The following is a 16,970-nucleotide window of genomic DNA, read 5'->3' on the forward strand; positions in this document are numbered from 1 at the left end:
CCCTGATCGGCTCGGGTGTGGCCGGTGCGACGAGCGGGCCGATGCACCGGACCGCCGTGGGCACGGCAAACAGGGCTCATTCGGCAAACATTTCGTCATTTGGCGAGCGGGGCTGGCTGCTTACCGGACTGATCGCGCCGGCTCCCTCGGGGGACATCACACCGGACCCGCCGCCGGGCATCCCGGCACCGACGGCAAAACCGCTCGAGCCTCCCGTGGCGGCGCCGCCGCCGCGAGCACAACAGCCGCAAGCGCCTAAACCGCAACCACAGGCACCCTTACCGCAAGAGCAAGGACCCGCACCGGCGCCGGAGGCGCCGCCGCCTCAGGCTCCGCCGCCGGCTCCACCTCCGCCGCCGCAACCTCCCCCGTCGCCGCGGCCGCCGGGGGGCCATGTCCAGCTCTCGCCGTGAGACAGACGATCCCTGACACCCTTATGCGCCGAGACGCTGCGCACGGCCAGCGGCGCGGGCACACTTGTGGGCATGCAGATGCGTGAGCTCACCGTGTTGACCGAAGCCGCCCGAGCCTCGACGTCACCGCGGCAGGCGTGATCGTGGCGCCGGAGCCCGAGCGTCGCGTGCTGAACGGCCTGTCGGACATACGCGCGTTCTTTCACACGAACAAGGTGCCGCTGTACTTCATCTCGCCGACTCCGTTCAATTTGCTCGGCGTTGACCGCTGGATACGAAACTTCTTCTACCTCACCTACTTTGACTCTTTCGAGGGCACCCATTCGCGCGTGTTCGTGCCCCGGCGACGCGACCGTCGTGATTTCGATTCGATGGACGAGGTGTGCAGTCACCTGCTGTCCGATCCAGAAACGCTGGACTTCATCGGGGGCAAAGGTCCCGGCGGCAAGTGTTGCTTTGTGATGATGAACGAGGAAATCCAGGGCCTCGCGCGACAGGCGGGTCTCGACGTCATGCACCCGCCGATCGAGTTGCGCAATCGCCTGGGCTCCAAGATCGTCATGACGCGCCTGGCCAACGAGGCGGGCATACCGAGCGTGCCCAACACGATCGGACGGGCCGGCTCCTACGACGAACTGCTGGCGCTCGCACAAGACGCCGGATTGGGAGACGACCTGGTCGTCTCGATCGCCTACGGCAACGCCGGCAGCGGGACGTTCTTTGTGCACGGTCAGCGTGACTGGGACGAGCACGGTGGCGACATGGTCGGCCAGGAACTCAAAGTCATGAAGCGCATCCGCAACGTCGAAGTCTGCCTCGAGGGCGCCGTGACCCGACATGGCACCGTGGTCGGCCCCGCAATGACGAGCCTCGTCGGCTATTCCGAGCTCACCCCCAGCCGGGGCAGCTGGTGTGGCAATGACATCTGGCACGAGGTGCTGCCGCCCGCCCAGACCCACGCCGCGCGAGAAATGGTGACAAAGCTGGGCGACGTCATGCGCCGCGAGGGTTACCTCGGCTACTTCGAGGTGGACCTGCTGCATGACCTCGACTCCGACGAGCTCTACCTCGGCGAGGTGAATCCGCGCCTGAGTGGCGCCAGTCCGATGACCAACCTGACCACCGAGGCGTACGCCGACATGCCGCTGTTTCTCTTTCATCTGCTCGAGTACATGGACGTCGACTACGAGCTCGACATCGACGACATCAACGCGCGCTGGGAGCGCGGCTACGGCGAGGACGAGGTCTGGGGCCAGGTGATCATCACGGAGACGTCGCCGGATCTGGAGATCTTCACCGCGACGCCACGCACCGGGGTATGGCGCCTCGACGACGATGGCCGGGTCTCCTTTTCGCGAACCGCCAACGACTGGGCCACGCTGCTCGACGGCTCCGAGGCCTTTTACATGCGCGTCGCAGCGCCCGGCGACTTACGGTCCGAGGGTGCCCAACTCGGCGTGCTCGTCACGCGCTCACACCTGCAGACCGACGACTATCAGCTCAGCGACCGCTGCCAACGCTGGGTCAAGGGGATGAAGGCGAAGTTCGTCTCGACGCCCCTGACGCCGGCCGCGCCGATCGTCTCGCGGCTAGTCGCACGAGCGTGAGCCGCCCGGCCGATATTTCGCTGGACAATTGGCTGTCGCCGCCGTATGCGCATTGGTCGTTCCAGCACATCGACGACTTCGTGCCGACCGCGGTGATCCCGCGCGGCGACGGACCAGTTGCGGCGTTGCCCGCAGCCGGCGCACCGATCGCCGAGATTCCGGTGACCAGCACCGCGGGGACGGCCACCTCCGTGGGCGCGGTGATGGCCGGCACTGCCACCGACGGGTGGGCCGTCGCCCACCGCGGGTCGATCGTGGCCGAGGAGTACCTCGACGGCATGGGTGCCGAGACCCGGCACCTGCTGTTCTCGGTGAGCAAGTCGCTGGTGGGTGCGGTGGTAGGCGCGTTGCACGGCGCCGGTGCGATCGAGCTTGACGCGCCGGTCACGAAATACGTTTCTGCCCTTGAGAACTGCGGTTATGCCGGCGCGACGGTGCGCCACCTGCTCGACATGAGGTCGGGTATCGCATTCTCGGACAACTACCTTCACCCGACCGCGGAGATCCACGTTCTCGATCAGGCGATGGGATGGGCACCGACGAGCAGCCCGGACGTCCCGTCCACGCTGCGCGACTTCCTGCTGACCCTGCAGCAGAAGTCGCCGCACGGCGGCCCGTTCGAATATCGCTCGTGTGAAACCGACGTACTCGGTTGGATCTGCGAGGTGGCCGGCGGCCAGCGGATGCCCGGCCTGATGTCAGAGCTGGTGTGGAGCCGCATCGGCGCCCAATGCGATGCCACCATCGCCGTCGACACGGCCGGTACCGGATTCTTCGATGGCGGCATCAACGCCTGTTTGACCGACATGATCCGGTTCGGGTCGCTGTTCTTGCACGACGGTGTCTCGTTGACCGGACAGACAGTGGTGCCGGCCGCCTGGATCGCCGACACCTTCGACGGCGGTCCGGACTCACGTGCAGCGTTTGCCGCCAGCCCCGACGACACCCAAATGCCCGGTGGCATGTACCGCAACCAAGTGTGGTTTCCCTACCCGGGCAACAACATTGTGCTGTGCCAGGGAATGTGTGGCCAGATGATCTACGTCAACCGGGACGCTGAGCTGGTCGCCGCCAAGCTATCCACTCAGCCGGATGCCGGGGATCCGCAGATGCTGTGGGACACCCTGCACGCATTCGACGCGGTGGCAAGGGAATTGGCGGGAATCACGACCGAGTAGCCGGTGCTGCGTCGTCATTGATTCGGCTGGTAGACCGTCGGCGGTCCGAAGCCCGGACCGGTAAGGCAGCTGGGGCCGTTCTGTTTGGTGCAATCCAATACCTGACCCGGAGGTGGTGTCGGCGTCGTCGTTCCGGTGCCCCGGACAGTGAAGTTGAGGCCAGTCGCGCTTCCGGCACTGGCGCAGGAGCCGTAGGCGGGCACGGTCATCAGTGGGTATTTCGGCCACGATGGATCGGTGGGGACCTCAACTTGCCACCGCCCGTCGGTCACCACTCCGCAGCCGGTGTCGTACCCACCCGGTGGCTTCGGACCGATCATCACGTACATGCCGACGACGTCCTTTTGGGCAGAGCCCGACACGGTGAGTTTACCGTTCTTGAGCGGACCGAACGTGAGTCCGCTATCCGGCACTTTGGGCAACGTGGTGGTCGTCGGCGCCGTGTTTGTCGGCAACGGCGGTTGCTTGTCGCTGCTGAGCAGATTGATGGACGGCGGGATCGCGGTGATAATGGCCGCACACAGCGCGAAGAGTCCCGTTATCTTGGCCGCCGTCGCCACGGAGTCGCCCGGGCCGTTTCGTTGGTGCCTACCGATTCCAAACATCGCTCTACCTCCAAACCGCAGATCCTGTTCGCGCACAACGACTTTCGGTATGCAGGCCGGACTGTGCGCACATAACGTTCTAGCTCTTGGCATCTTCGGTTTGAGAATTGTCACGCCAGAGCGGGCGCGACGGCACGAGTAGTTCACTACTCCATTGGTTGTTTGTCCTGGCATGCGGTGGCTTGCGTTAGTTGCCTCGCAGGGCCGCGGTGACCGAGGCATACATCGTGGACTTGATGGCGCCGAGGGTGCCGCGGTCTTTTCCGAGTAGTGGCTGCAGCCGGTTGACGGCGGCACTGACCAGCTCTTCGTCTGGGGCGGTGTCGTCGACGAGGCCGGCGGCCTGCGCATCGGGTCCGGGAAAACGGCGGCCAGTCGTCATGGCCGTCACCGCCGACTGCGGCGACAGTTTGGCTTGCACCAGTGCGGCCATGCCCGTGGTGAAGGGGATCTTGATGTCGACTTCGGGAAAGCAGTAGTAGCCGCGGTCGGATCGCATCACGCGGTAGTCGTGTGCGATGCCCAACATGGCGCCCGCGCCGAAGGCGTGGCCGTTGACCGCTGCGACCGTGGGCCGCGGAAAGGTAAGCAGGCGAGCAAGCAGACCCTGCACCGCGTCGACATACCAATCCGCGCGGGTGCTGTTCGCGGACAGCCAATCGAGGTCGAGACCGTTGGAGTAGAACTTGCCGGTTCCCACGGTAACCAGAGCCTCGGCATTGTTCTCGATGTCCGTCAGGCGAGAGTTGACCGTGTCGAGCCATTCTGGTGAGAAACGGTTTTCATCGTCGCCCAAGGTCAAAATGGCGATGGACCCGTCGCGTTCAACCGTCACGGTCATGGTGTGCTCCCTTGTCTCTTTTGGTGGATGCCTTGATCGGGGGTGTCAGCGTCAGCACGGCACGCACGGCGACGTCGAGTCGTTGCAACGCCGAGCTGTCGGGCGGCTCCTGGCCGCGAATCACTAAGGCAGTAGGCAATTCGACAACGCAGGCGCGGATGGCGGCCACCGCGTAACGGTCGCGTCTGTTCCACATGCGCTCGCTGAGCTCGATGAGCAAACCGCCCAGCTCGTGATCGAGTCGACGCAAATCATCGGCCAATTCACTGGGTAATTCCCCGGATTCGAAGAGGTCGTCCCGGTGCACCGCGAGCAGGAATCGGGCCGAGCAGGGGTCCTGGCTGAAGAAGGTCGCGGGGCACCGGGCAGCGGCGACCACCGCGTCGGCAACCGGCTCCCGCGAGGTGCCCGACGACAACGCGTGCGCAACCGCCGTACGCTGGACGCTGAGATATCGCTTCGCGGCGCGCAGCCACACGTGACCCAGCAACCCTGCGCGGGAGCCAAATGCGTGATAGATCGCCCCATTCGATATCGACGTCGCCTCCGAAAGAGCGCGAATGGTGACGGCACGAGGTCCGGATTCTGCGGCCAGCCGCTCGGCCATATCCATCAACTGCGACAGATCGAGCACCCTGGGGCGAGGCATGTCGACACCATAACAGAGCAACCGCTCTGTTATGTCACGCCCGACGACGTGAACGTGAAGTGTCTCCGGGGTGACGGTTCGGCATGACGTCTGGCGATTCGACGCGCCGGGGTGGGCGGCGCGGGCTATGAATCTACGGTGAGCACCCACCATGTGAACCTGACCCCGCAGGAAAGCACGTTGATCGGCGAGAGTCATCCCGAGGCTCTCCAGCGCATGGACGAGCAGTCGCTGAAGGACTTGCAGACCCGGCTCAGGCAAGCGCGGGAGAAGAACTTCAGCTTGTTGCGGCGTCAGGGTGCGGCTCGGGTAGCGGCCGAAGGCGCCCGCGGCGCCGCGCAGCCGGCCAACGAAAAGCGCGGCGAAAAGGTGGAGATCTTCGACGAGGCGCTGGCTCGGGTGAGCGAGCGCCTTGATGCCATTGGCGACACGCAATAGCAATAGCGCTGGCCCGGGAAGGCCGGCAGCAGCATGCGCGTTGAAAGGCAAAGCGCTGCGCTGCCTTAGGAGACCTCGATGGGACTGCTCGACCACAAGACCGCTGTCGTTACCGGTGCCAACTCGGGTATCGGCCTGGCCACCGCCGAGCGCTTCATAGCCGAAGGTGTGGACCGAGTGTTCATCACGGGTCGGCGCCAACCCGAATTAGACTCCGCGGCAATGCAACTGGGCTCTCGAGCAATCGCCGTGTGCGGCGACGTCGGAAGGCCGGAGGACCTCGACCGCCTCTACGGCAAGGTCGAGGAGGCTGGCAAGGGTCTGGACATCGTCATGGCCAACGCCGGCGCCACCAGGGTCTCCCGCCTGGGTGAGATCACCGATGACGATCTCGACACGCTGTTGACGACGAACGTCAAAGGCGTCGTCTACACGGTCCAAAAGGCGCTGCCGCTGCTCAATGACAACGCGTCGATCATTTTGACCGGGTCCACCACCGCCGACCGCGGCCGCCCCGGGCTCAGCATCTACGCCGCCACCAAGGCAGCCTTACGGTCATTTGCCCGCACCTGGGCCAGCGAACTCGCCGACCGCAACATTCGCGTCAACGTCGTCGTTGCCGGCTCCACCGCCACCCCGGGCAGCGACGCACTGGCGGCGCAAACCAATCCGAACGCGTCGATCGAAGAGTTTCGCGCCGGTCGTGTCGCAACGATCCCGTTGGGACGGTTCGCCGACCCCGTCGAAATCGCCCACGCCGCGGTATTTCTCGCCAGCGATCTCTCCAGCTTCACGACCGGGTCGACGCTCACCGCAGACGGCGGATTCAACCAAGTCTGACGACAAGGACTCCCGGGTGTGCTTCTTCACAGGTAAAGTCGGCGCGAGTGGATATGACGGTTCGGCGTGGCATCCGGCGATTCGTTGCACCGGTGTGCCCGGTGCAACTCTAAACCGGTTGTCGCATAACGGATTTCGCACTCCGTCAGGCGCTGAGCGTGCCCCGCGGCGTCTTTTCGCCTTTCGGCGTGGTCGGGTCGCGGTGTAGGCCACCGAGGAGCTTGAATAGGACCGGCTCGATCTCGGTGACCGCTTGGGCGGGATCCTCGGCGGCGGCGATGATGGGCCCCGTCTTCTCAAGCAGGACGTAGAGCAGCTCGGCGGCCACACCGACCGGCACCGATGCCATTTCACCGGCCTTGATGAGCTCGGTGAGCACCGCGCGGAGCAGTGGCAGCGCCATTTCCTCGTCGAGTGCTTGTTGGCGGTCCCAGCCCAGCGCGCCGGGCGACTCACGCAGCAACATCCGCAACACGTCGTCCTCGGCATAACACCGCAGCACCGCGCGGATTCCGTCCATCGCCTGCTCCCATGGCCTGGCGTCATCCGGCATGGACTCGAGGGCGGCTGGCAGTACGGCCTGCATGATGGCGGCCTGGCTGGCCCGGAAGACTTCGGCGAAGATCGCCTGCTTGTCCTGAAAGTGGTGGTAGACGGCGCCCTTGCTGGATTGCGATGCGCGTGCGATCTCGTCGACCGAGGTCGCTTCGAAGCCTTTGGCGACAAAGAGGTCCCGGGCCGCGTCGAGTACTGCGGTCCGGGTGAGCTCCGCCTGCATCTCGCGGCGGTTCGCTCTGCCATGCCCCATTAACCAGAGCGTAACCACCGACTCATAGTCGGTATGCAATATGACTCGCAGCTTCCCGCCCTGTGGCCGATGCTATGGATGGTGTCGATGCCTAGTGTCCGCGGCGCCGGAGCGATCTCGTCACGTGGGATCGTGTGGTCGCGCGAAACCCAATCGCGTGCTTTTGTCTTTTGGCGCCGGGTCGCGGCGCAGGCCACTGAGCAGCTTGAATAGGACCGGCTCGATCTCGGTGACCGCTTGGGCGGGATCCTCGGCGGCGGCGATGATGGGCCCCGTCTTGCTAAGCAGGGCGTAGAGCAGCTCGGCGGCCACGCCCACCGGTATCGGCGCCACTTCACCGGCCTTGATGAGCTCGGTGAGCACCGCGCGGAGCAGTGGCAGCGCCATTTCCTCGTCGAGTGCTTGTTTGCGGTCCCAGCCCAGGGCGCCGGGCGACTCACGCAGCAACATCCGTGCCACGTCGTCCTCGATGTAACACCGCAGCACGGCGCTGATCGAAAGCAACGCCTGCTCCCAGGGGCCGGCGTCATCCGGCATGGACTCGAGGGCGGCTGGCAGTACGGCCTGCATGATGGCGGCCTGGCTGGCCCGGAAGACTTCGGCGAAGATCGCCTGCTTGTCCTGAAAGTGGTGGTAGACGGCGCCCTTGCTGGATTGCGATGCGCGTGCGATCTCGTCGACCGAGGTCGCTTCGAAGCCTTTGGCGACAAAGAGGTCCCGGGCCGCGTCGAGTACTGCGGTCCGGGTGAGCTCCGCCTGCATCTTGCGGCGGTTCGCTCTGCCATACCCCATTGACAAGAGCGTAGCCAGGTGCGTGGCGGTGGGGACCAGACTCTGGGTATGTCAACGTGTTCCTCAAAGCGAAGACGGTTTGACGAGCGCCTGGAACGGGCGAACCGCACGACCGATCGCCGTCGCGCGGTAATCGCGGAGACGCCGCTCAACTAACTTTCAGCTTCCCGTCACACGGTTCCTATCGGCTATTCACAAGCGTTGTTAACAATGTGGACGAACCGACCTTCAGTTTGTAGAAGACTTTCAGTCTGTAGCAGACTCTCAGTCTGCTACGCTGCTCACTGTGATTGCGAGTGGGGGACAAGAACGAAGGTCGGCGAGTGTAGTGAAGCGGCTTTCGTGGCACTTGGAGAAAGAAGACAGTCAGCTCAGCGACCTGCGAGCGCTGGCCCGCCAAGGCGATTCGCGGATCGATACGCTTCGGGATCAACTGGGCCGGTCACATGCCGAGTTGGAATCCGTGTCGGCCCGTTTCACCGAAGTAGCCGCGGCCATCCCTGACGACATCGGATTCCTAGGTGATCGACTCGCCGCAATTCTCAACGCGGCCAGCCTGGAGGCCGAGGAGATTAAGGGCGAGGCGCGTCGCTTCGCGGAAACCGTTCGGGTCAACGCTGAGGAGGGCGCCGCCGAGATCCTCGCCGACGCCCAGCGGCAGTATCAGTCGGCAACCACAATGCGGGATGAGGTTGAAGCGGAGTGCGAGCAGGCTCGGGCTGACATTGCGCTCCTGCGGGAGCAGGCCGCCGCCGATGCCGCCGAGATTCTGGTCGAGGCGAAGGACCAAGCTGAGGCAGCGTTGATCCGGGTTCAGCGTCAGGTTGATGCGCAGGTTGCAGCGGCGAAGGCCAAGTTGGATGAGCTCAATGGGGTACGCGCGAAAGTTATTGCGCAGCTTAAGGATTTCTACGACACGTTTAACACCCTGGATCGCCCCTGGGGAGAAGATGACCCCGTCCGGACCATTTCGCCGTCCTCGGACCGACGCTCCGCTTACGGTGCGCATTCGGCCCGCGATGTTGATGGGGCTCACGAGCTGCTTGGCGATGTTGGGTAGTTCGAAATTTGCCGCAGCAACCACTAGCTATACGAGAAGGTCAGATGGCAAGCGCAATACCGGTTTTCGAGACGCAATTGCGCGGCTTCGATCGCGCCCAGGTAACTGACTACGTCTCCCGTATTCACGGCGAGATCGAATCTCTCCAAGATCAGATTCAGGTCCTTGAGCGAAACGCTTCGCACGCCGAGAGCGATCGCGAACGGCTAAACACCGAGATCGATCAGCTGCGTGGCGACATCCAGCGCCTTTCCGGTCCGATCGAGTCGGTCGAAGGCATGTCGGATCGCATTGCTCGAATGATGCGGGTGGCCTCCGATGAAGCCCGTCGCACCAAGGCAATGGCCCGCGAAGAGGCCGAGGCGCTGACCCGTGAGCTGCGCGAGGAGGTCGAGAAGGCCCGACAGGACCGCGCCATCGCCAGCGCAGCGCTGGCCGAGCTCCAGGCTTCCACCGCGGCGCGCCGCGAACAGACGTTGGCGGAGGCCAAGGCCCAAGCCGAGGAAGTGCTGCAATCAGCGTATGACGAGCGCGCCCGCCTGGCCGAGGAGGCCGAAGAGGCCGAGCGCCGTCGCCGCGAGATGCAACAGCACCTCGCCGAGGAGGACGAACGTCGTCGGCGCGAGGCCCAGCGTCGCCTGGAGGAGCAAATCAAGTCGCGCTGGGAGCAAGCCGAGATTCAGCTTGCGGCCCTGGAGAGGGAGGGCCGTCTCAAAGCGGCCGGCTTAATAGCCTCCGCCGAGCGCGATGCGCAATCGATCAAGGAGCGCACGGAGGCGGATGTCAAGGAACTGCTCAAGACGCGCGGAGATGTCCTTGCTGCGTTGAGCGATATCCAGACCCGGATTGAGACTGCTGTGCGCCGCGACCGGATCGCCGTTGTCAAGACACCGGCGGTGAGCGAAGAAGCCTAAGCCTCCAGTCCACAGGCACGTCCAGGCGCTGGAGATAAGTCCAATTCCATTGTCCTGCTGCATATCGCGATGACTGCCGAAACCAGGCCATGGCCGAAAACGGGCCTCCTGCGCCAACCCCTTTTTAGCGACTATTTGGCGCCGTCGGCGAGTACGCTCGTTGTAATCGATTGTCGAGGTGCGCGCATGAACATGGCCATCAAGGACCGGATTCATTGGGCGGCGGGGTATGGCGTTTCCCGTGCGGCGCTGAAACTGGTCGCGCGGCGCGGTGATGCGGTGGCGCAGCTGGTGATCGATAACCACCGGCACGCCAACATGTATCAACTGATCGAAGAGATACGACAGCGCGGCCGCCTCACTGCTTTCCCCGGTGCTGGATTGATCACCGCTGATGTGGAGATCGTCCGTGAAGTATTGCGCGACAATCGATTTCGGACAATCAAGCCTGCGGATCAGGCGCCATCTCGCGTCGCACGGTGGGTCCTGGCCAAGACCAATCCGAAGGTATTGAATGCCATTCAGCCGCCGTCGATGCTAGTCACCGATCCGCCCGAGCACGCGCGGCTGCGTCGCCTGGTGTCCCGGGCCTTTACGCCGCGTGCGCTGGAAGCGCTGCGTGATCGCGTCCAGCAGATCGTCAACGACCTGCTGGATGGCTTGGCCGGGGCAATCGAATGCGATTTGGTCGCCGCGTACGCGTCTCGAGTTCCCGTCGAAGTCATTGCGGAAATGCTGGGCATCCCAACAGCGGAAACTGCGCAGCTCGACGAGGTGGGGCAGGACTCAACCCGGTTGCTCTCCAGCGCGGCGCCAGGCTGGCGGGACTTTCAAGCGTCCATCAATACGGCGCGAGAATTCGAGCATTACCTGGCGATGCACGTCGATCGGCTGCGTCAGCGCGGCGACGACGAGAGCATCCTGGCGGCCGTTCTGCAGGACGGTGATCTGACCGAATACGAGGTCCGGCTGTTCGCGGCGCTGCTGCTCGGCGCCGGCTTCATCACCACAACCCATGTCATGGGCAAGGCGATCGTGACGCTCCTACAGCACCCCGATCAGCTGGACCGGCTGCGGACAAATCCCGAGGGCTGGCCTAACGCGGTCGAAGAGATGTTGCGCTATGAGACCGCCGTTCAATGGGGAGTGCGGGTTGCCACCGAAGCTCTCGACCTGGACGGCTACCCCGTAGCCGCGGGCCAGGCCATCTTGCTGCTGTTGGGCGGAGCCAATCGCGATCCGGCGGTCTTCGAACGTCCCGGTGAATTCGACATCACCCGCGCCAACGCCCGCGAACACGTCAGCTTCGGCAGTGGCATACACGTTTGCCTGGGCGCGACGCTGGCGCGCATGGAGCTGCACATCGGCCTACAGTCGTTATTTGCACGTTTCCCCGATCTGGTGCTGGCCGGCGAACCGACCTGGAACGACAGCATGGCGCTCCACGGACTCAAACACTTGCCCGTGCGCCTGCGGCCCACGGCCGCGATGGCTTCCTGACCCGATCGCCTGGCGCCCGACACACGGGAGCGGCTGGCTGACCACGAGGTTAATTTCGCTAACCTGGTCTAAGACGGTCGGGCCGTCGCCCCTGTTTCCCGGTACATGAAAAGGATGCTCTTGCGCGCGATTGCGTGCTCAAGGAGGCCTTGAGCATGTCGCACTCGTGACAACGAGGTGCGGATTCCGCGACTGGCAGGGGAGGGCCAGCAAATCGACGATCTCGTTCCGGTGGGTACGCCCATCGACCTCGACAACTGCGCCCGCGAGCCGATCCACGTCCCGGGCAGCATCCAGCCCCGCGGGGTGCTCGCGGTGGTCCGCGAGCCCGCCTTCGAGGTGCGTCAGGTCAGCGCCAATGTCGCCGAGCTGCTCGGTCGCCCCGTCGACGCCGTGCTGGGCCGGCATCTGTCGGCCCTGATCGGCCACCAACAGGCCGCCCGCGTCGAGCAGGTGGCCGCGAGCTACGGCAGCCTGCGCCAGCACAATCCGCTCGAGTGCGTGATCGACGTGGCCGGCGAGCCACGAGCGTTCGACGCCATCCTGCACCGCGAGCCAGGTGGGGTGCTCTTGGTGGAGCTCGAGATCGCCTACGGCCCACGGCCGTTCTCCTTCCCGAACACCTACCAGGCGGTGCGCGGCGCCGTGGAGGAGCTGAACCGGGCCGCTACGCTGACCGAGCTCTACGCCACCGCCGCGCGGGCCGTCCGCGATCTCACCGGTTTCGACCGGGTGATGGTGTACCGCTACGACGAGGAGTACAACGGCGAGGTCGTCGCCGAATCGAAACGCGACAACCTCAATTCCTTTCTAGGCCTGCACTATCCGTCCACCGACATCCCCGCGCAGGCGCGCGCGCTCTACGAGAAGAACTGGATTCGGCTCATCTCCGACGTCGACTACGCGCCGGCACCGCTGGTGCCGAGCGTGGACCCGGCGAGCGACACCCCGCTGGACCTCACCTACGCGACGCTGCGCAGCGTCTCGCCCATTCACGTCGAATACCTGCAGAACATGGGCGTGCATGCGTCGATGTCGATCTCACTGCTGCGCGAGGGGCGGCTGTGGGGGCTCATCGCCTGCCACCACTACGCAGGCACTCATCTGCCGCCGTTCGGCACCCGGGCGGCGACGGAGTTCCTCGGCGCGACCCTGTCGTTGCGGCTCGTCGACCGGTTCGAGGACGAACAACTGCAGAAGCGGCTGGCCGCCCAGGCGGTGCTGGGCAAGCTGACCGCTGCCACCCTCGACGACGGCGAATCGCTGACGGCGGCGCTGCTCGGGGCGCCCGACCTGCTCGACTTGGTCCCCGCCGAAGGTGTTGTCGTCAACATCCAGGGCGACCGCCAGGCCCGAGGGTCGGTTCCGCCGCCGCGGGTGGTGGCCGCGGTGATCGACTGGGCACGCGGCGCCGACGACGAGATCGCCAGCAGTGAATGCCTGGCCAGCGAGCTCCCCGCGCTCGACCTCGACCCGCAGTTGGCCGCCGGCGCGCTCGTGATCAATTTGCCCGACGGCCAGTACGCCGTCTGGTTCCGTCGCGAGGTGCTGCGCTCCGTTGACTGGGGTGGCGACCCGTACAACAAGGCGATCGCGGTCAGCGAGGGCGACGGCGTGCGGCTCAGCCCGCGCAAGTCGTTCGACCGATGGCGCGAGATCGTCCACCAACGCAGCGAACCGTGGAAGCCCAGCGAATGCGAGTCCGCTGAGTCGTTGCGCCGCCACGTGGTGGAGTCGCTGTACCGTCGCACCCGCGGCGCGTTGCGCATGGCCGAGATGGTGCAGCGCAGCCTGCTGCCCGAGTCGATCCCTGCGCTCGAAAGTTGGCGGCTGTCAGCCTATTACGAGCCGGCCGCGGGGGGTAACGTCGGCGGGGACTGGTACGACGCATTCGAGCTGCGCGACGGCCGGTTGATCCTGTTGGTCGGCGACGTCGCCGGGCACGGCATCACCGCGGCCGGCACGATGGCACAGCTACGCAACGCGCTGCGGGCGCAATTGTTCGCGGGCGCCACACCGGCCGAGGCACTCACTCAGCTCAACGACTTCTGTGTTCACATGCTGCCCGGCGCGTTCGCCACCGTCGTCGCCGCGCGGGTCGACCTCGACTCGGGCGTGGTGCAGGCCGCGTGTGCGGGCCACCTGATCCCGTATCTGACCAACTCGGCGACGGTCCTTGCGCCGATCGAACTTTCGCCGCCAATCGGCATCCGCGGCGTGACGTACGCACCGAGCGAATTCACCGTCGAGCCCGGCAACGGGTTGGTCATGTACTCCGACGGCCTGGTGGAACGCCGCGGCGAGGTGATCGACGAAGGTCTGAACCGCCTCGCCGAGACCCTGGGTCGCGCGTGCGATGCCCCGGCCTCCAGGATCTGGACCGCGATGGACTCGGGCAATATCGACGACGACGTCACGATCGTCGCCCTCTGGCGTCCCCGAACTTTCGCGGTGCCTACTGCTGGTAGACCGGCAGGTTGTCGGACAGTTCGTCGAACACCGCCTGATTGAGGCCGAACGCGATCTTGACTTCGTCGACTGCACGACGAACCGCGTCGGGACCGAGGCGCAGTGCATCGAGGCGAGCCCGATAGCGGTCTTTGAAAGGCTTGGGGCGCATCGGGAATCGGTACATTGCCAGCCCGGCGCCCCCGAGCGAAAATGTGCGGTCGAGAATTCTGCCGATGGCCTGGCCGCCGGAGAGGTCCCCGAGATAGCGGGTGTAGTGGTGGGCCACCAGCGCTCCGCCCCACGAGGCCGTCTCGATACGGTCGCGGTAGGCCTCCGCGGCGGGTGACTGGATCGTACTGGCGCCGTTGGGCTTCCAGTGTTTGAGGTCCGCCTCGATGGCCGGCAGGCGCTCCAACATCGGATCGTATACCGCGGCCACCAACGGATCGTCGCGACGGCCGCGGACGGCGCCCTCCAAGGCGGCATAAACCACGCGCAGCCGAAGCAGGTAATCGGCGTAGCCGTGATTGTTGACCCGTCCCGCCAGCAACTCGGTCACGAACGGCGACTGCTCCGCCCGGGCGTGCTCTTCGGCCGAGCCTTCCTTCATCGCGACCGAAAGCGGCCGGTCCGTCTCAGCGGCGCGCACCGGCATTGCGTGCTCTCCTCGATGTAGCGGCACCATCGTCTTGGATGCTACCGAGCCAGCACCCACGGTGGCAGGTTGATCCTTGCACCACGCAGTTGGTCGGTCCTGGCTACGCTCGTGGATCAGCGCGGAGCGTGTGCACCAAGCGCCTCGCCGGCCTTCGAGGTGAACCCCGCGGCAAGCTGCTCGGAGGTCGTGGTGATCTGAAGCGCGAGATCGCCCGGCGGAGAACTAAATTGACGACCCCGACAGTTTGGTGCCTACTGGCAACACGCAGGAAGGCGGTCCGACCACCGGGTGAATGACGGATTTGCTGGGCAAACTCGGCCGGTTGGGCGACAGTGGAGTGTTGATCGATGCCGAGTTCACCAATGAACGCAGCGCCTCCGCGGAAATCGCTAGCCGGCGGGACGGGCCTTCAGCCGCTGCCGATGCCCTGAGCAAGCTGCGATACCCCGACGACGGTGAACATCACTATCAAGATCTGCCGACGATATGTTCGCACCCAATCGTGTAGGAGACGCAGCAACGCGTGGGTTTTCGCCGGGGTGGCCAGATAGCCGACCAGAATGATTTCGACCGCGGCGTACATCACGACGACGAATGCGATTGCGGCGCTGATCTGTGTGGCCATCGTTGCACCGGAGGCCACGATGATGGCGACCATGAAGAGGACTCCGTCGACGGGCACAGAAGCGAGTCCGATCGCCCATGCCACCCATAAGGATCCGCCCTCCCATGCAATGCGGGCACGCTCGAGCAAGCGCCGCGTCACGGATCGGCCAGTCGCCGGATCGTCTTGTGTGCGGTCCAGTAGCCGTGGCAGTGGCAGTGCCCCAACGGGATCCGGCATGACCCCCGATGTGCCGCCGCTTGGTGTCGGTACGGGTGAACGATGACGCGCCACGACGCGTAATGACATGATGGCCGCGATCGACAGCCCGATCACGCCGATTCCGATCTGTAGTGCCGCGAGGGTGGAACCTGTTGTGGCGGAATTCGACTCACGATGACCGGATTCGAACGTTCGGGTGAAGTGCAACACCACGAGGGGAATCAGCAGCTCTGGAACGCATATGGTCAGGCCGCCCAGCCAGTAAGCGAGCAGGTTCGGCGCCGGCCGCGGCCGAGAAATCATCAGTAGTGCCAAGCCAAGACGCATCGGGTTGAGCGCAGCCAGCAGCGCCAGCCCAAACACCGACCCCCACATGGGCGCAGCACTACCCGAGTCTGTTCCGGCCTAAACCGGGCGCGGCCGCGGGCGGTTGCCGTTGCTGATGCAGGTTGGTCGGACTTGTTAGCCCGCACCGCATCACCGCGCCGAGCGGCACAGTCTGCGTGGCGGCACGAGCAACGTCCCGCCGCGTGGCGGCGGTAGCCGACGACACATTCGTTGTCGGACAAGTAAGTCGGGGGTACAACGGTTGCGAAAGTGGCCGCACACCCGGCATCCGCAAGAGATGCGGATTTGCTGGCAGCAAAGTAGGCGCAACAGTGCACGCGTAGAGTCAAACGATTTGCTGTGAATTTCGTGCGAATCGCGGTAAAACGACGTCGGGGCGTTTCGCCCTGGTACGAACGGGTATCAGGCGCCGAAAGGTGGATCGGGGGTCGGCATGTATGTCGATTGGGGTATTGCGAGGCGGATTGGGGTTGGTCGGCTTTTTTGTGGCGACGATCACCGAGAACCTCGGGGCTTTCCGGTATGTCACTCATCTGGCGCACAGCTTGGCGTCCTAGGGTGGGTCGGGGCTGGGAACAGACCGCCGCCTTGATGACCGTCTAGGCGGCGCTGCCACGACAAGGGTCGTCGGCACGGATATCGTGTCGACGAGACGGTCGATCAAACGCTCGAGCCGCATATGGCTTCGATGCTGTGATGCCGCGTCGGCCTTGAGCTCGCTCAGGTGCCGCACAGTGCTGTGCAATTTTCGTCGATAGTGGGGGTCAATTCAATGCAAACCAATCCGTTTGATGACGACGACGGCGATTTCTTCGTTCTGGTCAACGACGAGGAGCAGCACAGCCTGTGGCCGGACTTCGCCAATATCCCGGCAGGTTGGCGCGTGGCCTACGGAAAGGCCGACCGCACAGCATGTGTGGACTACATCGAACGTAATTGGCCTGACATTCGTTCAAAGAGTTTGCGGGAACGGTTGGCGCAGCCGAGTTTCTGATCGGTAATTCAACCGGGTGCGGGGACCGGTGCAGTTCGGGGGGACGAC

The 16,970-nt window shown here is 64.7% G+C and carries 16 protein-coding genes; 9 read left to right on the top strand and 7 right to left on the bottom strand.

Features of this window, described 5'->3' with window-relative positions; translation table 11 throughout:
• The first annotated feature begins 550 nt into the window (after positions 1-550).
• A complete protein-coding gene (locus MJO58_RS12675) occupies positions 551-2,020 on the top strand; it encodes a biotin carboxylase (RefSeq protein WP_239723011.1) in 1,470 nt (489 codons plus the stop codon).
• Positions 2,017-3,198: a serine hydrolase domain-containing protein gene (locus MJO58_RS12680; RefSeq protein ID WP_239723012.1), complete on the top strand. Its 1,182-nt coding sequence runs from the start codon at positions 2,017-2,019 to the stop codon at positions 3,196-3,198. Before MJO58_RS12675 ends, MJO58_RS12680 begins: the two co-directional genes overlap by 4 nt.
• A gap of 14 nt (positions 3,199-3,212) precedes the next feature.
• Here the strand turns inward: MJO58_RS12680 and MJO58_RS12685 are convergent, their stop codons facing one another.
• The 3 genes from MJO58_RS12685 to MJO58_RS12695 form a co-directional block, all read right to left on the bottom strand.
• The gene (locus tag MJO58_RS12685) at positions 3,213-3,803 is read right to left on the bottom strand and encodes a hypothetical protein (protein WP_239723013.1); all 591 of its coding nucleotides are present in this window, start codon (positions 3,801-3,803) and stop codon (positions 3,213-3,215) included.
• A gap of 187 nt (positions 3,804-3,990) precedes the next feature.
• Complete coding sequence (locus MJO58_RS12690) at positions 3,991-4,644, bottom strand: enoyl-CoA hydratase-related protein (RefSeq protein ID WP_239723014.1); 654 nt, start codon at positions 4,642-4,644, stop codon at positions 3,991-3,993.
• Positions 4,628-5,278, bottom strand: a complete 651-nt coding sequence (locus MJO58_RS12695) for a TetR/AcrR family transcriptional regulator (RefSeq protein ID WP_239723259.1) — start codon at positions 5,276-5,278, stop codon at positions 4,628-4,630. Before MJO58_RS12695 ends, MJO58_RS12690 begins: the two co-directional genes overlap by 17 nt.
• 153 nt (positions 5,279-5,431) lie before the next feature.
• On the opposite strand from MJO58_RS12695, the gene MJO58_RS12700 reads away from it, so the two are divergent.
• Positions 5,432-5,731, top strand: coding sequence for a hypothetical protein (locus MJO58_RS12700; protein ID WP_239723015.1), 300 nt, complete (start codon positions 5,432-5,434; stop codon positions 5,729-5,731).
• A 78-nt stretch (positions 5,732-5,809) separates the two neighbouring features.
• A complete protein-coding gene (locus MJO58_RS12705) occupies positions 5,810-6,571 on the top strand; it encodes an SDR family NAD(P)-dependent oxidoreductase (protein WP_239723016.1) in 762 nt (253 codons plus the stop codon).
• 145 nt (positions 6,572-6,716) lie between these two features.
• On the opposite strand, the gene MJO58_RS12710 is transcribed toward MJO58_RS12705, so the two are convergent.
• On the bottom strand, positions 6,717-7,379 hold the full coding sequence (locus MJO58_RS12710; protein ID WP_239723017.1) for a TetR/AcrR family transcriptional regulator: 663 nt from the start codon (positions 7,377-7,379) through the stop codon (positions 6,717-6,719).
• Between the two features lie 120 nt (positions 7,380-7,499).
• A complete protein-coding gene (locus tag MJO58_RS12715; RefSeq protein WP_239723018.1) occupies positions 7,500-8,171 on the bottom strand; it encodes a TetR/AcrR family transcriptional regulator in 672 nt (223 codons plus the stop codon).
• Positions 8,172-8,499: 328 nt separating this feature from the next.
• Here MJO58_RS12715 and MJO58_RS12720 point away from each other — a divergent pair, with 328 nt between their 5' ends.
• From MJO58_RS12720 to MJO58_RS12735, 4 genes are all read left to right on the top strand, one after another.
• Positions 8,500-9,231 (top strand): M protein, encoded by a 732-nt coding sequence (locus MJO58_RS12720; RefSeq protein WP_239723019.1) that lies wholly within the window; start codon positions 8,500-8,502, stop codon positions 9,229-9,231.
• A gap of 44 nt (positions 9,232-9,275) precedes the next feature.
• Positions 9,276-10,145 carry a coiled-coil domain-containing protein gene (locus tag MJO58_RS12725; protein ID WP_239723020.1) on the top strand — a complete coding sequence of 290 codons (870 nt, stop codon included), beginning with the start codon at positions 9,276-9,278 and terminating at the stop codon, positions 10,143-10,145.
• Between the two features lie 186 nt (positions 10,146-10,331).
• Positions 10,332-11,645 carry a cytochrome P450 gene (locus MJO58_RS12730; protein WP_239723260.1) on the top strand — a complete coding sequence of 438 codons (1,314 nt, stop codon included), beginning with the start codon at positions 10,332-10,334 and terminating at the stop codon, positions 11,643-11,645.
• A gap of 231 nt (positions 11,646-11,876) precedes the next feature.
• On the top strand, positions 11,877-14,156 hold the full coding sequence (locus MJO58_RS12735; protein WP_239723021.1) for a SpoIIE family protein phosphatase: 2,280 nt from the start codon (positions 11,877-11,879) through the stop codon (positions 14,154-14,156).
• Here MJO58_RS12735 and MJO58_RS12740 read toward each other — a convergent pair.
• Both MJO58_RS12740 and MJO58_RS12745 read right to left on the bottom strand, forming a co-directional pair.
• On the bottom strand, positions 14,101-14,751 hold the full coding sequence (locus MJO58_RS12740) for a biliverdin-producing heme oxygenase (RefSeq protein ID WP_239723022.1): 651 nt from the start codon (positions 14,749-14,751) through the stop codon (positions 14,101-14,103). The genes MJO58_RS12735 and MJO58_RS12740 overlap by 56 nt on opposite strands.
• A 412-nt stretch (positions 14,752-15,163) precedes the next feature.
• Positions 15,164-15,955: a GAP family protein gene (locus MJO58_RS12745; RefSeq protein WP_239723023.1), complete on the bottom strand. Its 792-nt coding sequence runs from the start codon at positions 15,953-15,955 to the stop codon at positions 15,164-15,166.
• A gap of 745 nt (positions 15,956-16,700) precedes the next feature.
• Here MJO58_RS12745 and MJO58_RS12750 point away from each other — a divergent pair.
• Positions 16,701-16,922: an MbtH family protein gene (locus MJO58_RS12750; protein ID WP_090601812.1), complete on the top strand. Its 222-nt coding sequence runs from the start codon at positions 16,701-16,703 to the stop codon at positions 16,920-16,922.
• Positions 16,923-16,970 lie beyond the last annotated feature (48 nt).

This window comes from Mycobacterium lentiflavum (assembly GCF_022374895.2).
In the GTDB taxonomy this organism is placed as follows: domain Bacteria; phylum Actinomycetota; class Actinomycetes; order Mycobacteriales; family Mycobacteriaceae; genus Mycobacterium; species Mycobacterium lentiflavum.

Coding starts and splice junctions, on each gene's coding strand:
- MJO58_RS12685 (WP_239723013.1), bottom strand. CDS start 3,803: ATGTTTGGAATCGGTAGGCACCAACGAAACGGCCCGGGCGACTCCGTG.
- MJO58_RS12690 (WP_239723014.1), bottom strand. CDS start 4,644: ATGACCGTGACGGTTGAACGCGACGGGTCCATCGCCATTTTGACCTTG.
- MJO58_RS12705 (WP_239723016.1), top strand. CDS start 5,810: ATGGGACTGCTCGACCACAAGACCGCTGTCGTTACCGGTGCCAACTCG.
- MJO58_RS12710 (WP_239723017.1), bottom strand. CDS start 7,379: ATGGGGCATGGCAGAGCGAACCGCCGCGAGATGCAGGCGGAGCTCACC.
- MJO58_RS12715 (WP_239723018.1), bottom strand. CDS start 8,171: ATGGGGTATGGCAGAGCGAACCGCCGCAAGATGCAGGCGGAGCTCACC.
- MJO58_RS12725 (WP_239723020.1), top strand. CDS start 9,276: ATGGCAAGCGCAATACCGGTTTTCGAGACGCAATTGCGCGGCTTCGAT.
- MJO58_RS12730 (WP_239723260.1), top strand. CDS start 10,332: ATGAACATGGCCATCAAGGACCGGATTCATTGGGCGGCGGGGTATGGC.
- MJO58_RS12740 (WP_239723022.1), bottom strand. CDS start 14,751: ATGCCGGTGCGCGCCGCTGAGACGGACCGGCCGCTTTCGGTCGCGATG.
- MJO58_RS12745 (WP_239723023.1), bottom strand. CDS start 15,955: ATGTGGGGGTCGGTGTTTGGGCTGGCGCTGCTGGCTGCGCTCAACCCG.
- MJO58_RS12750 (WP_090601812.1), top strand. CDS start 16,701: ATGCAAACCAATCCGTTTGATGACGACGACGGCGATTTCTTCGTTCTG.